Source organism: Shewanella sp. DC2-4 (genome assembly GCF_013248875.1).
In the GTDB taxonomy this organism is placed as follows: domain Bacteria; phylum Pseudomonadota; class Gammaproteobacteria; order Enterobacterales; family Shewanellaceae; genus Shewanella; species Shewanella oncorhynchi.
On the sequence record NZ_JABRVR010000002.1, the window covers coordinates 2987181 to 3001383 of the forward strand.

The window sequence follows — 14203 nt, forward strand, 5'->3', positions numbered from 1 at the left end:
TGTTAATTTCTTGATAAACAGAATTGCTTTTTTTACCCGCGCTTGTCAACCCCTAAAATGGATTATTTATAGGCAAATATTAACGCTCGATAAAATACTGCATCAAGATTCGTTAATATGAAGTTTTCTAGGGGTAAAAATGCGATTTACGCAATAGATAACTGTTGACGTCAACGTAATGCGGCACGAAAACCATTAGATAATCACTTGTTTTCAATCTAATTATTTATAGTGCACGTTAAAATAATGCGTTATTTGTTCTACCTCATCACTCAGGCTAAATTGACAGGCTAACGAGCAAAAATCACATTACTCATCCTTTCTACCGTAAAGCACCGACAAATTTGCCTAAAAAAAACCTGTGCGATATCTAACATAAGCCACTTCAAATTATCGCCAGCACTAAAAAAGCACGTTATTATGCGCGCACATTACGAATTGGAGGCGATATGAAGATCACTCAACACAGCGCGGTAACCATTCATTACCGTTTATCAGATCAAGAAGGCAGACTATTAGAAGACTCTTTCGACTCTGAACCTATGCTATATCTACACGGCACTGAAAACCTGATCCCAGGTTTAGAAGCCGCATTAGACGGTAAAAGCAAAGGCGAAAAACTCGATGTCACTATTAGTGCCGAAGAAGCCTATGGGCCTTATCACGATGGCCTACGTCAAGCCGTGCCATTAGAAGCCTTTGGTGATATCGAAGATATCGTCCCAGGTATGCGCTTCATCGCTGAAACTGAAATGGGTCAGCGCCCAGTTCAAGTCATGGAAGTGAAAGACGATGTGGTTATCGTCGATGGCAACCATCCTTTAGCGGGCCAATCGCTCAATTTCAGCGTCGAAATCGTTGACGTTCGTGAAGCCTCAGCCGAAGAAATCGCTCATGGCCACATTCATGCCCAAGGTGGTTGTGGAAGCCATGGACATGATCACGACCACGGTGGTGGATGCTGTGGCGGTTCAGGTAAACAAGAAGCGGGCGGATGTTGTGGTGGTTCAGACCACGATCATGGACACCACCATGAAGAGCACGAAGCCTGTGATACACCTAAAACAGGTTGTGATGGTAATGGCGGCTGTGGTTGCCGCGGCTAAACAAAGCCTGATACCAGAAGTTAAACGAGAAGTTGTTTATCCGTAAGTGATTAAACAGCCATTGTTTAACCTTTTAAGATGCACGCCCTTAATTTAAGGTCGTGCATTTTTTATACACAAGCGTTTATAATATTCGTAATAGATAAATAACTGACTGGTAAATTGAAGTATTCAAATTTTATATGAATATTTTCAATTAGATATTGATATCAACCTAAGTTAAGCGACGGAGTGCTTATGTTAACCAAACCACTTTACGAAATTTTGCCTTTTGGCTACATGGCGCTCGGTAGTTCGAGTTTTATTGCACTCGACATCAACTATGCCTTGATAGCGGCAACTGTGGTATTTGTATTAGGTGCGAGGATCTACGTTATGCGTTCTCAAAACCGTCGAACAGACTCGGCCAAACGACGTAAATCGGGTTATCTTCCCGAGATAATTTATGACTTTATACCTTTTATCTATCTCTTAGCGGCGCTGGCTATCTTTAAATTCCTTCCCAAGGATCTTTACCCAATTCTGGCTATCTGTTTACTCAGCTACGGCTTATACATTCTGGTTCGTCGTTCCCTCTATCGTCGTCATAAGCTTCCCATCACGCCTTAAGACTTAGTTCTATTCACCACAATAGGAGCAGATGATATTCATAAGAGTTGTATCCACGTGAACACTAACCAATTAGTTTTTGAACTTTCGCCCTATGCTCAGAAGACATATTCTTCAAATAATTAGAACAACGTGTAATCGTTGCAATACTGACTTCATATTCCGCAGCGATATGCCTTTGACTCATTTCCCCGTCTAGCAGCAATTGAAAGACCTTCAAACGTCCGGCAACGGCACTACGTTCTTCTTCGGTTAACAGTAAATGAAACAACACAGAAAGATCTTCATAATTGCTGTGGCTCAAAATTTTTTCTAATACTAGATCCCAGTTAGCTCGCATAATCACCCTCATAAGTACTGTTCAAGCATTACATTAGCAGTCTAACAGATTTAGCCTACTTACAAATAAATTGTTACGTTTAGCCGTCTTATCCAGACAAAAACTGACAAAATTGCTTCTAGTACATCAAGTTAATTTGTGTACAATAGGAGTGCAATGTCACACTTCGACGCTAATTTGTGAGAATACGATGAAAAAATTACTACTTACTCTCGTTGCCAGTACCTTATTGGCTTCAACTGCTCAAGCACACAATTTCGAAGACTCTAAAGATGCAATTGAATACCGCCAATCTGCATTTGGTCTTATTGCTTATAACTTCGGCGATATGGCTGCCATGATGAAAGGCAAAAAACCTTTCGAAGCAGAAACCTTCGCAATGCGCGCAACGAATGTTGCTGCATTATCCAAAATTCCTTTCGAAGGTTTTATTGATGGCTCAGACAAAGGTGATACCGAAGCCCTAGCCAAAGTTTGGCAAGACAGAGCTGATTTTGATGCAAAAATGAAAACCTTCCAAGAGAATGCTGCCATTCTGGCTACTGTAGCTCAAAAAGGTAATCAAGCTGAAATCAAACAAGCCTTTATGGACACTGGAAAAAGCTGTAAAAGTTGTCACGACATTTATAAGAAAGATTAGTTTGACGTTGTTTTTCCCATCAAAAAGCCTGCTAAATAGCAGGCTTTTTGTTGTTCCAAAACTAAGTATAAATCTACAGAACTTGCACTATTGGCCACATTAAATAGCCAAAGACCACAGCAGCGCATACTGTGAACAGCACTAAAGCAAGCCACTCAGACTTGAATCGAAGCTCGCTCTTCGCACTTGATGAAAAAGCAACCTTCGAGACTTTCTTGTAGCCACTGATCATAGCACCAACTAACTTATCCCCTTTCATGGCATGAATAATCACAGCCAGTACATGAATGGCACTCAGCAAGAGAATAAGGTTAAAGTTCGTTTTGTGTAACCAAGTCAAAAACCCACTGGTATCTGAACTGACATAGCTATATAGCGGACCTTCGGTAAAAATATCATCGGTCGCAAAAAGGCCTGTAACTAATTGAAGGCTAATGATCCCAATCAACGCGATGACCATATAGCCACCGATAGGATTGTGTCCAAGTACCACAGACATCCCTTTAGTTCGAATCGATCTCAAGTAATCGAGTACAACTTTGGGGTGATGAACAAAGTGACTAAACCTTGCCGTATCGCTACCAATCAGCCCCCAGAGGATCCTAAATCCAATAAGGATCAGCAAACTATAAGCAAAAATTTGATGCCACTGCATTTCGCCCGCATCGGCACTCCACCATAAAAGTGCCAACAGACACACCATGCCCCAATGGAAAATTCGCGTGGGTAAATCCCAGACCTTAATTTTAACGTGTTCAGTATTCATAAAATGGGCAAACTCAAAGTGACCGAATGGAATAAGTAGAGGTATTTTATCGGGATTCGGGATGAAACTTAAAGTAAATATAAGTAAATAAGGGCAAAGACTGCGGAGTTATCCCATCGAATATGACCCCATTTAGCTGGCAATACAAGGCTTTTGGGCCAAGAATTATTGATATTTGTCTAAGTGATCAAATATCCAACGAACAGTATCTAATGGGCACAAAAACGTGATCTACATCTCGTTTTATAGTGCGAACCTTGGTAATCTGAAATCCAAGGAAACAACAGAAGGTTCGAAATATGCTAAAGATTACTAGCAAGCAACTTGAAGTCACATCTCCTATTCGCGAACGCATTGAAAGCCGTTTTGAAAAACTTTCAAGGCATGATGTGCAAATGATAAATCCCCATGTAATCATTACGGAGGAGAAACCTGGTTTCAAAATTGAAGCATCGGTTGGCATCCCAAATGGAGAACTCTTCGCTCAAGCAAAACATGAAAATTTATATACTGCGATTAACGCTATGGGCCAAAAATTAGAGAAGCAGCTCAATCGCATAACACACAAACCTGAAGCTCAACGCTCCACATCACTAACACCGACTAATAATGTTGCTGAAATTGACGACGAGTACGAGGAGGAAGATGCGGCATAATTTAAATCTAGTGAGTGCGAGAAACGCATCACTTTGAGAGCAATAAAGTAGAAATATTTAATCAGATCACAGTTTTTACAAAAGCTTAGTGCAATCATTTTAATGATGAAAAAAACAGTTCTTTTGACTAAATACCTACTACACTTTACAAAGTGACAGCAAGAATCGAAGTGGTGCGGATTTAAATCGTTTCAAATGTTGATTTACTTTAAATTTTGATTTACAAATATTGATTAACAGATCTTAAGTTCTAAGTAACGTTACTGGATATAACTAAGGAGCACGACCAATCTAAGCCTTATAGTTTTAAGCACTAAGGTTTTAAGTACTAAGGTTTACTGTTAATGATTAATTTTACTTATAATTTCTACGTTTAAAAGTTCAATTTTTATTTTCAACTAGGTTCCACTTTCAATAGCAAGTTTGGAAAGGAGGCAACACAAGAGCGAACAATTTGATTTTAGAAACAATCAAGTATGTTGGCATTCACTAAAAGCAGTACTCAATTTTGACCCAATATCAGGATGCCCACCAGAAACAGGCGGCATTGCTGAATACCAGAGTTAACATAAGGAGCCGAGTACAGTACAACGAGTACATTAGCAAAACCTTTAACTATCAAACTTTTTATATCCACAATGGAGGCTCAGGTAAACATAAACAAAAATCACATTTACAAAAGCTACATGAATAAAAGCGTTTATTGTAAAACGGGTCAGCACCAATGCGTGCTAAACACTGAGATAAATGAGGTAACAACTGTCACGTTTAGTTAGATATAGATTAGTTATATGAAGAGAGTCATATTTACACTGATATGTTAGTTAGCGTTTTTAGCGTGTGATTTAATGTAAGTGTTTAATGTAAGTACAATACGTTGGTTTAATTAAAAGTCATTAGTTTACTTAGTGTTATCTTTATAGTAAAAACTGTAAATCGTATAAATGTTTATTTATGTAATGTGTTAACGTTTACCATTAGTTGAGTTTTGATATTTATAGACACCTTAAATAATGTTTACTTATCAACTAAAAAGGAGGAAATCTAGACTTGACGAAAATTGTAATAACAGTAAATGAAAGCTTTTTATACTCTCCATGTATTAACATGTTAGGTTTTAAAGTAAAAAGTAATAATGGTAATAATGTAAGTAGCAAGACCTAAACGCGTGACAAGGCTAAGCTGTTCTTACAGCAAAATGTACCTAGTACAACCAATGAGCCGTAAATCGTTTATTTTTAAATGTTCGTTTTGTTAGTGTTAGTTTTTAATGTTATAGCTCCATGCAAGTGTTAATTGTTAAAATATAAGTGCAAGACATGTCAACGTAAGTTCGCTGGTACTGCAAACTGCATAGTTTCAAGGTTATACGCTATGCCGCATAAAGTACTTGTTAATGTTCATTGTAAATGCAAGTCGTTATCGAGTGAGTTGTCAACGTTTTACTGTTACACGTAAATGTAAGATAAACGAATGTGTTACCTTGTCCCACACTGACCATAGGGAGGATAAACTCGCTTGACCATATATATACTTGAACCAAACCAGCGCACCCTCGGGTGCGCTTTTTTTAGATTACCTTTAAGAAAGTTTTGATTGACAGCTAAGCCCTAGCCCTTTAGTTTTAAGACCATGAAAATGATAACAGCAGCTTTTTTTACTTTCTTTTTTACACCCCCACTCTAGGAGGCGGATTTACTGTGTAAAAACGAAAGTAAAAATCCAAAGCCTCCCAACTGGGAGGCTTTTTTGTCTTAAACGATTGATAAAATACATGGCGGCAATTGAGGTCAGAATGCATACACCACAGCCTTTAAATCAAACCCGAGAGCAGATCACCCATCTGGATAATGAACTGCTGGCATTACTCGCTGAGCGCCGTCGCTTAAGTTTAGAAGTAGCCCGTAGCAAAGAAGTAGATGTCAGACCCATCAGAGATACTCAAAGGGAAAAAGAACTGCTCGCTCGACTCGTGAAAGAAGGCAGAGAGAAAGGATTAGATGCCCACTATGTTATCTCCCTTTACCAGAGCATCATTGAAGATTCAGTATTAAATCAACAAGCTTACCTTCACGGCCGCGCCAATCCAGAGACACAAAAACAACAGTATTGTATCGCTTACCTCGGTGCTAGAGGTTCATACTCTTATCTCGCAGCTACACGCTATTGCCAACGTCGCCAAGTTGAAATGCTGGACTTAGGTTGCCAAAGTTTCGATGAAATAGTGCAAGCCGTTGAGTCTGGACATGCTGATTATGGTTTCCTGCCGATTGAGAACACATCTTCAGGTTCAATCAACGAAGTCTACGACGTGCTACAGCACACCAGTCTGTCGATTGTTGGCGAAACGACGATTGAAGTCAGCCATTGCCTACTAGGAAAAGCTGGCAGTAAATTAGCTGAGATCAAAACTGTCTATGCCCACCCTCAGCCTATTAGCCAATGCAGCAGATATTTAACTCAACACAAAGACTTGAGACTGGAATACTGCTCAAGCAGCGCAGAAGCAATGGAAAAGGTAAACCAAAGTCCAGATAACAGTGCAGCAGCGATTGGCAGCGCCGAAGGTGGTGCACTCTATCAACTTGAGTCCATAGAAGCAGGTTTAGCTAATCAGAAGATCAACCAAAGTCGCTTTATCGTTGTTGCTCGCAAAGCCGTTGCCGTACCAGAGCAGTTACCCGCTAAGACTACATTGATCATGGCAACAGGCCAAAAAGCCGGTGCTTTAGTGGAAGCCTTACTGGTTCTAAAAGCGCATCAGTTAAACATGAGCAAATTAGAGTCACGCCCGATTCCAGGAACACCTTGGGAAGAAATGTTCTATTTAGATATCGACGCAAATATCTCCAGTGAATCTATGCTGGCAGGTTTAAAGCAACTAGAGCGGATCACCCGTTTTATCAAAGTATTAGGCTGTTATCCTTGTGAAACAGTCAAGCCCACACAGCTGAGCAACAGCCAGCTACTGATTGAGCCCAGCACCTCTAAGGATCAAGTCATCAGCGAAAATGGTGCTAATGCCAGTCCAGTTCGATATAGCAAAGCCTATAAAGAGCAAGCCAGTGAAATCAACTGCGGCGCAATGACAATCGGTGCAGGGCATGTCTGTGCCATAGCCCAAATCACACTGAATAATGACATTTCACATTTAGCATTATCGGCTTTCGAGCAACAAGTGAAGCAGCTTAAAGAAGCGGGATTCCAAGCCGTTTTGCTCAGCTCTGTTAATCAACTGACTATGGCAGAAGTTACTCTCGCTAAACTACGCCAAATCCTGCATCAATATGGCCTAGTGTGCATTATTGCCATAGCGCAAGAAGCTGATATGCCATTAGCAGTCCAGCACGCCGATATGTTATTCCTCGCAGGCAAGCAGATGTTTAACCAAACTTTACTGACTCAAGTAGGAACCCTACCGGTACCTTTAATACTTGAGCGTAACGATATGGCAAGTTTTGAAGAATTACTCACGGCAACAGAAGTCATTTTAAGCCAAGGCAATCAGCAACTGGTTCTGTGTGACTCAGGCATTAGAACCTTAAATAACGCCAATCTACCTTCACTCGATTTAGCGAGTCTGATCCAGATTAAAGCCACGAGCCATTTGCCGATTTTGATCAACCCAAGTTATGCCGTATCAGATGATGCCCTATTGGTTCAAACACAAGGTATTAAACAGCTTAAAGTGGATGGATTGATACTCAATTGTCCACTAGCTAGCCATGATGACCATGAGTCGCTTAACTTAATAAGCGCTGTGGTACGGGAATTATATCGGGCGAACTAAAGCTTTGATCTTGATTGATTTAATTTAAAGTGAAATGTGGTTAGTTCGAAGTGTGTTAAGGGATAAATAAGACATCTTTTATCCCTAATTGACTCAGACAAGCTTGCTAGCCAGTGTGATGACTAGCAGGCTTAATATTGTTTAGTATTGCAGCGCAGTGAGCCTTTATGCATTTTAAGAAGAGCCAACAGCACTCGATGGTTCAGTAACGGCATTACTCCTACGGATAAGCCCTGTCATAGTAGAGCCCTGCACTAGAATCGAAAATACGACGACGGCATAGGTCATCACTAACAACAACTCCCGCAGCTCCACACCACCAATAGCATCTATGACGATACCCTCTGGCAAACTCATCGCCATAGCGAGGGCTAATCCTCCCCTTAAGCCACCCCAAATCAAAATCGTCTCTGCATAGGGGTTGTATGACTTAAACAATCGAAAGCCTAAATAAGGTAATAACACACTCATTGCACGCGCCAACAAGACTATTGGTATAGCCACAAACATAAACCACCATAATGGCGCTTTGAAAGTGACTAACAAAAGTAATAAACCAAGCAATAGGAAGAGTAAGGCATTAAAGAAGGATTCAATCAGCGACCAAAAAGTAAATAGTTTCACTCGCTCGTTGCGAGCAAAAAACTTAGGCACACTGAAATTTCCTATGATGATCCCCGCACTCACCATAGCTAAAGGACCAGAAACACCAAGCACATCCGCCATGACATATCCCGCGGTTGGGATCAGCAGGGTAACCAGCATTAATTGCGTTTCTTCCTCGCAGTAGCGGAAAAAATGATGCAGCAGAAAACCAAGCACGCTACCGTAAATAACCCCACCTACCGCCTCACGAATAAATAACTCAGAGATATGGATAAACGTCAGTGGCTCGGTGGAGAAAGCCAATTGCGATATTGCCACAAAAATCACTAACCCTATGCCATCGTTAAATAAAGATTCACCTTCTACTTGAATCGCAATATCTTCCGGCGCACCCATTTTCTTTAAAATAGCCAAAACAGCGATAGGATCGGTGGGCGAAATCAAGGCGCCGAACAGTAAGCAGTGGCTGAATTGTAGCGGGAGACCCAGCATAGGCGCGAACCAAAATAACAGCCCACCTATAATAAATGTCGACAATAAGGTGCTTATAAAAGCAAGGATTAGGATCTCCCACTTTTGATGCCTCAGTATTTTTAAGCGGATTTGTAATGCGCCGGCAAAGAGTAAAAAACCAAGCATGCCATTGAGCAGTAAAGCTTGAAAATCGAGTTTCTCTAAGCCAGAGACAAAATAAACATAAACGTCCCCACCTAAAGCCTTCCCCCCAAGGAGCAACAACAAACTCATTCCTAGGGCAATAGCAGTAATTGCCACAGTTTCCTGCAGTTTATGGACGCGAGAGGAGATAACCGAAGTCACTAGCGCCAACGCGCAGAGGACACACAGAATTTGGTAGCTGGACATAAGAGCCTCTAAAAATCATCAATTTAGAGACTCTAGCACAAGTTTAGATTTCTAAACCATCCAATAGACTTAACCACCCTTTAATGATCCTGTGGCAAAACCAAATGATCCCAAAGAGATAAATCGAAAGACTGAGCCAAGTCAGTGGAACGCAATAGCCGAGCACTAGCAAGCCAAGAAAGGCGAGATTAGAATGCCGTTGCCAACGCAAATGCGACGCCAATAATGGATTACCATGGAATTGGCGTTGGGAAAGATTAATGAACAAACTTAGCAGCACAGGAAGTAATAATAAGGGAAAACCCGACATCAAGGCGTACAACAAATGTCCCAGAGTACGGTCTTCAATTTTTGCGGCATAAGTGGTTGTCATTGTCATTGAGAGACTCCAGCCAGACTAATAGACTGGGCGCAAACATCATACGCCCTTGTCATTAACCTTACGTTCTCACTGAGATAAGCGCAACTAAGGATTAGAAATATTTCCATCCATTTAAAAATAAGTCACAAGTAAATGACGCTAATTAGCAGCACGTTAAAGTTTAAGTATCACGTCGGATGCTAATGTTGTGGAGCAAGCGAGTACAAAACCGGCCTCAATTTCTGCAGCAGTCAGTGTCATCATGCTTGTCGATACCGTTTCTCCCTCCAAGACTTGACACTTACACGCGCCGCAAACGCCCGAACGACAGGCCGCAATAATCGGCAAACCTTCGGCCTCAATTCCCTCCAGCAGACTTTGCCCTTGATTTAGCGTCGTGCTTCGATCGCCAATAGACAAGGCGAAAGCCACTTCTGGTGTGTTTTCACTCGTTCCATCTGACGAGTTTGCTTGCATAAGCTGACTGCGAGCAACTTTCTCGGCCGTGGCAAAACTCTCATGGTATAACCGACTCATATCAAAATTGAGTTCGACTAATAAGGTTTTTACCGCTTGCATATAAGGTTCTGGCCCACAAAGGTAGATAGTACGCTCTGCAAAATCAGGTACTAAGGTTTGTAGCATCTGTGCACTTAACCGCCCGAAATCGAATGCTATCTTTGGTGAACACCCCAGTGTTTCAGTGACAGTCTCAAGTACGTATCTGAGCTTAAATGCATTAAAACGGTTGGCCATAGTCGCCAATGATGACTTAAAAATAATATCATTCTCTGATCGCGCACTGTGCACAAAGGCAATATCGGCATCAATTTGCGTATCAGTCAGATAACGCAACATAGAGTACATGGGGGTAATACCGCAACCAGCACTCAAAAAAAGGTATTTCTGCGCCGTTATAGCTAACAGATTAGCATCTAACTTTTCAGTCTCTGGCTGTTTATGGCTTAGCCGAGCAATATCAAACAGATTAAATTGCCCCGCGGGCGGTAGCACTCGCACACTCTGGCCGAGTAATAGATTGTCGATAAGATAATTAGATACGAGTCCACCCGCAACACGCTTAATCGTCACCATCAAGGAATAGGGCCTAGATGGCGATGATGACAAGGTATAACTGCGGCACACTTGCTCGCCATTAATCTCAAGCACAAAGGTCATAAACTGACCGGGTTTATAGTCAAACTTCATCGGCTCGCCCGCTTGAAAACGAAAACTCACGACATCCGAGGTTTCATTCCAGCGTTCGACGCACACTAATTGATTAACACTTCCGGGTTTATGGGGCGAAACCGATAATGCCCGCGCTCCCGCTATCACACTCATGTTCATAGCATTTACCCACAAAACACTGCGGCCTCAGTAAACAAGCCAAAACCGCAGTTCAGCAACAATTCTTGGTTGATTTAAGCCACGTTTAACATATTTTTTAAATCGGCTTCGACTGTCGTGGTATTACGCAAGCCAAACTTATCTTCTAAAATTTTGGCTAAATTGGCCGTCAGGAACGCAGGTGGCGTCGGGCCTGTTCGAATATTTTTAACGCCAAGTGACAACAGCGTCAGCAGTACTACAATGGCTTTTTGCTCAAACCAAGAAAGCACTAAGCTCAGAGGTAATTCATTGATATCACATTCAAACACTTCAGCTAATGCAATCGCCAACTGAATCGCTGAATAGGCATCGTTACATTGGCCCACATCGAGCAAACGTGGAATACCGTTAATGTCACCAAATTCGAGCTTATTGAATTTGTACTTACCACAGCCTAGCGTCAGGATTATTGAATCCTTAGGTGTGGATTTAGCAAGTTCAGTGAAGTAGCTTCTGTCGGCTTTGTCGCCATCGCAACCGCCAACAAGGAAGAAATGCTTAATCGCACCACTTTTCACATTTTCAACCACGGCGGGCGCTGCGGCCATCAAGGCATTGCGGGCAAAACCAATAGTGATAGTGTGTGGGATTTCATCATAGATAAAGCCTTCTAAGGCTAACGCTTTATCAATGACAGCCGAGAAATCATCTCCTTCGATATGCACCACACCAGGCCAGCCCACTATGCTGCGAGTAAAGATACGATCACTATAACTACCCACATTTGGATCGATAATACAGTTAGATGTCATCACTACAGCGCCAGGGAAATTGGCAAATTCTTGCTGTTGATTCTGCCAAGCACTGCCGTAATTTCCGACAAGATGTGCATATTTTTTAAAGGCTGGATACGCTAGTGCAGGAAGCATTTCACCGTGGGTAAACACATTGATACCCTTGCCTACAGTCTGCTCGAGAATAAGCTCTAAATCCTTCATGTCATGGCCAGAGACTAGTATGGCTTTGCCCTTAACTGACTTAGTGTTGACCACAGTTGGCTCAGGATGACCAAAGGCTTGAGTTTCCCCCGCATCCAGCATTGCCATTATGCGGTAGTTCAACTGACCTATGTCCATAGCAGTAGTAAACAGCTTATCGCCATCAACACTCGGCTCACCTAAGAAAGACATGATTTCATGGAAGCGCCCTGCCACATCAGCATCAGTCTGACCCAACACGCGAGCATGCTCCATATAAGCAGCCGCACCCTTAAGGCCATATAAACACAATAACCTCAATCCCATGATGTCTTCATGAACTTCATGCTTATCTTTATTCAGCAGTGCAATCGGCGCCTGCGCTAGCATTTCAATCTTACTGGTCCCCAGCACTAACTGAGCGACTTGCGGCACTTGCTCAGCAGCAATACCGGCTTGTTCACAAGCCGCTTCGTAAGAAGCTTTTAACTGAGCACGATACTTAGCCGCCTGCTGGGTATAGGCCATAATGCGCTCATCATCGAAGTTGACGTTGGTGAGGGTCGCGAAAAAGGCTTTAGGCACAAAACTATCAATTTCAGCATCGATAATGCCCAGCTCGCGAGCTTTAACCGCATATACAGACACGCCTTGTAGCATGTAAATCAGCAAGTCTTGCAGATCGGACGTTGCCGCCAACTTGCCACACATACCTTGGGAATAACTACAACCATTGCCAGCGGGTGTACGAATGGTTTGCTCACACTGAATACAGAACATGGATAGACTCCTAATTTAAATTCATGCTTTATTTTTACATGTTTAAAACTAGTCTACCTAAACGTGCCATAAGCGACAGTCATTTCTAAAGTGAGATGCTAAATGTTAGAGAAAGATCACCTTAAGCAATTGCTAATTAATACAATGTGACCTGTTAAAAATCCATAAAAAAACGCCCATCAATGATGGGCGTTTTAAAGAGTAACTGTTTATTTATTAATTGGTTTTCATATCATTTACCGATTGCAGCATAATACGACTCTCGCGCTGGAATTGAGGGGCAAAATCCCCAAACCATTTGGCGACACTTTGGAACTGCTTAATAAACTCGTTCCTGTCACCCCGTTTTAGCAGTTCTAACGCTTCACGGTAGTTATCTAAATAATCACCAATAGCATGCTGGCTATCTTGCTGTGCAAAAATAATATCGGCGTAAAGCTCTGGGCTTTGGGCGAATAAGCGCCCTACCATAGCTAATTCTAATCGGTAAATCGGCGAGCTAAATTGCAGTAAAGTATCAATATCGGCCTCTTCCTTACACAGATTCAAACCATACACAAAGGTCGAGAAGTGACGCATTGCCTGCACTAGCTGCATCGCATTGTCGTGACGCTCTGGTTCTGCTTCGACAATCCGCGCTCCCCAAATGGCGATCTGCTCAAGCAACCACTGGTATTTTTCCGGCGAGCGACCATGACACACCACCACGACTTGCTTCGCCAGACTGCCCACATCAGGACCAAACATAGGATGAAAACCAACGACGGGACCAGAATGCGCCTCAAGCATGGCTTTAACTGGCTCAGTCTTGATGGAGGTCAAATCCGCCAGAATGCAGTCGGCTGGTAATTGGGTCAGCTTTTCACGAATAAGCTCGCAAGTAATCGCAATCGGCACAGTCACTAACACCATGCCCGCATCGGCAAATAGGTTATCCGCTTGCTGCCAATCGTCTTTATCGAGCAAATTCACTTGGTAGCCGGATAAAGTCAGCATTTGTGAAAATAGTCCACCGAGTTGCCCTTTACCGCCGATAATCACCACTGAGCCAAGATCTTTTTTAACTTGCTTAAAACCAACATCTTTTTCATTGAGGTAAGACTCACGCATCAAGCGACGCAAAATATCTTCGATCAACTGCGGCTCGATCCCCATAGTTTTTGCTTCTTCACGGCGTTTAGCCAGCATGGCTGCTTCACGCTGAGGCGCATAAATAGGTAAACCGGCGCCGTGTTTCACCGTGCCTACTTGCGCCACGAGATCCAAGCGCTTACGCAGTAAGTGTAGTAATTGCTGATCAACACCATCAATCAGGCCGCGAAGGTGTTCTAATTCGGCCGTTGTTTTTTCATTCATACCTGAGTCCATTAAGCTGT

12 protein-coding genes and 1 other annotated feature are annotated in these 14203 nt (G+C 42.3%); of the genes, 5 read left to right on the forward strand and 7 right to left on the reverse strand.

What is annotated here, in order from left to right:
* Nucleotides 1-449 precede the first annotated feature (449 nt).
* Together slyD and HQQ92_RS13760 are read left to right on the forward strand one after the other, a co-directional pair.
* Nucleotides 450-1106 carry a peptidylprolyl isomerase gene (gene slyD / locus HQQ92_RS13755; protein ID WP_028760797.1) on the forward strand — a complete coding sequence of 219 codons (657 nt, stop codon included), beginning with the start codon at nucleotides 450-452 and terminating at the stop codon, nucleotides 1104-1106.
* A 237-nt stretch (nucleotides 1107-1343) separates the two neighbouring features.
* Nucleotides 1344-1715, forward strand: a complete 372-nt coding sequence (locus HQQ92_RS13760) for a hypothetical protein (RefSeq protein WP_173246097.1) — start codon at nucleotides 1344-1346, stop codon at nucleotides 1713-1715.
* A 64-nt stretch (nucleotides 1716-1779) separates the two neighbouring features.
* Here HQQ92_RS13760 and trpR read toward each other — a convergent pair whose 3' ends face one another.
* Nucleotides 1780-2055, reverse strand: a complete 276-nt coding sequence (gene trpR, locus HQQ92_RS13765; protein ID WP_028760799.1) for a trp operon repressor — start codon at nucleotides 2053-2055, stop codon at nucleotides 1780-1782.
* Nucleotides 2056-2245: 190 nt separating this feature from the next.
* On the opposite strand from trpR, the gene HQQ92_RS13770 reads away from it, so the two are divergent.
* Nucleotides 2246-2695: a cytochrome c gene (locus HQQ92_RS13770; protein ID WP_028760800.1), complete on the forward strand. Its 450-nt coding sequence runs from the start codon at nucleotides 2246-2248 to the stop codon at nucleotides 2693-2695.
* 73 nt (nucleotides 2696-2768) lie between these two features.
* On the opposite strand, the gene HQQ92_RS13775 is transcribed toward HQQ92_RS13770, so the two are convergent.
* Complete coding sequence (locus HQQ92_RS13775; RefSeq protein ID WP_113940655.1) at nucleotides 2769-3461, reverse strand: cytochrome b/b6 domain-containing protein; 693 nt, start codon at nucleotides 3459-3461, stop codon at nucleotides 2769-2771.
* A 299-nt stretch (nucleotides 3462-3760) separates the two neighbouring features.
* On the opposite strand from HQQ92_RS13775, the gene hpf reads away from it, so the two are divergent.
* A complete protein-coding gene (gene hpf / locus HQQ92_RS13780; RefSeq protein ID WP_173246100.1) occupies nucleotides 3761-4117 on the forward strand; it encodes a ribosome hibernation-promoting factor, HPF/YfiA family in 357 nt (118 codons plus the stop codon).
* A gap of 1637 nt (nucleotides 4118-5754) precedes the next feature.
* Nucleotides 5755-5871, forward strand: a sequence feature (Phe leader region).
* Nucleotides 5872-5912: 41 nt separating this feature from the next.
* Complete coding sequence (locus HQQ92_RS13785) at nucleotides 5913-7907, forward strand: chorismate mutase (RefSeq protein ID WP_173246103.1); 1995 nt, start codon at nucleotides 5913-5915, stop codon at nucleotides 7905-7907.
* Nucleotides 7908-8081: 174 nt separating this feature from the next.
* Here HQQ92_RS13785 and HQQ92_RS13790 read toward each other — a convergent pair whose 3' ends face one another.
* The 5 genes from HQQ92_RS13790 to tyrA form a co-directional block, all read right to left on the reverse strand.
* Nucleotides 8082-9377: a sodium:proton antiporter gene (locus HQQ92_RS13790; RefSeq protein WP_173246106.1), complete on the reverse strand. Its 1296-nt coding sequence runs from the start codon at nucleotides 9375-9377 to the stop codon at nucleotides 8082-8084.
* A gap of 43 nt (nucleotides 9378-9420) precedes the next feature.
* Nucleotides 9421-9756 carry a hypothetical protein gene (locus HQQ92_RS13795; RefSeq protein WP_028760805.1) on the reverse strand — a complete coding sequence of 112 codons (336 nt, stop codon included), beginning with the start codon at nucleotides 9754-9756 and terminating at the stop codon, nucleotides 9421-9423.
* 156 nt (nucleotides 9757-9912) lie between these two features.
* A complete protein-coding gene (locus HQQ92_RS13800; protein WP_173246109.1) occupies nucleotides 9913-11088 on the reverse strand; it encodes a hybrid-cluster NAD(P)-dependent oxidoreductase in 1176 nt (391 codons plus the stop codon).
* A 74-nt stretch (nucleotides 11089-11162) separates the two neighbouring features.
* Nucleotides 11163-12827 carry a hydroxylamine reductase gene (gene hcp / locus HQQ92_RS13805; RefSeq protein ID WP_113940658.1) on the reverse strand — a complete coding sequence of 555 codons (1665 nt, stop codon included), beginning with the start codon at nucleotides 12825-12827 and terminating at the stop codon, nucleotides 11163-11165.
* Nucleotides 12828-13043: 216 nt separating this feature from the next.
* On the reverse strand, nucleotides 13044-14183 hold the full coding sequence (tyrA, locus tag HQQ92_RS13810; RefSeq protein WP_173246111.1) for a bifunctional chorismate mutase/prephenate dehydrogenase: 1140 nt from the start codon (nucleotides 14181-14183) through the stop codon (nucleotides 13044-13046).
* Nucleotides 14184-14203 lie beyond the last annotated feature (20 nt).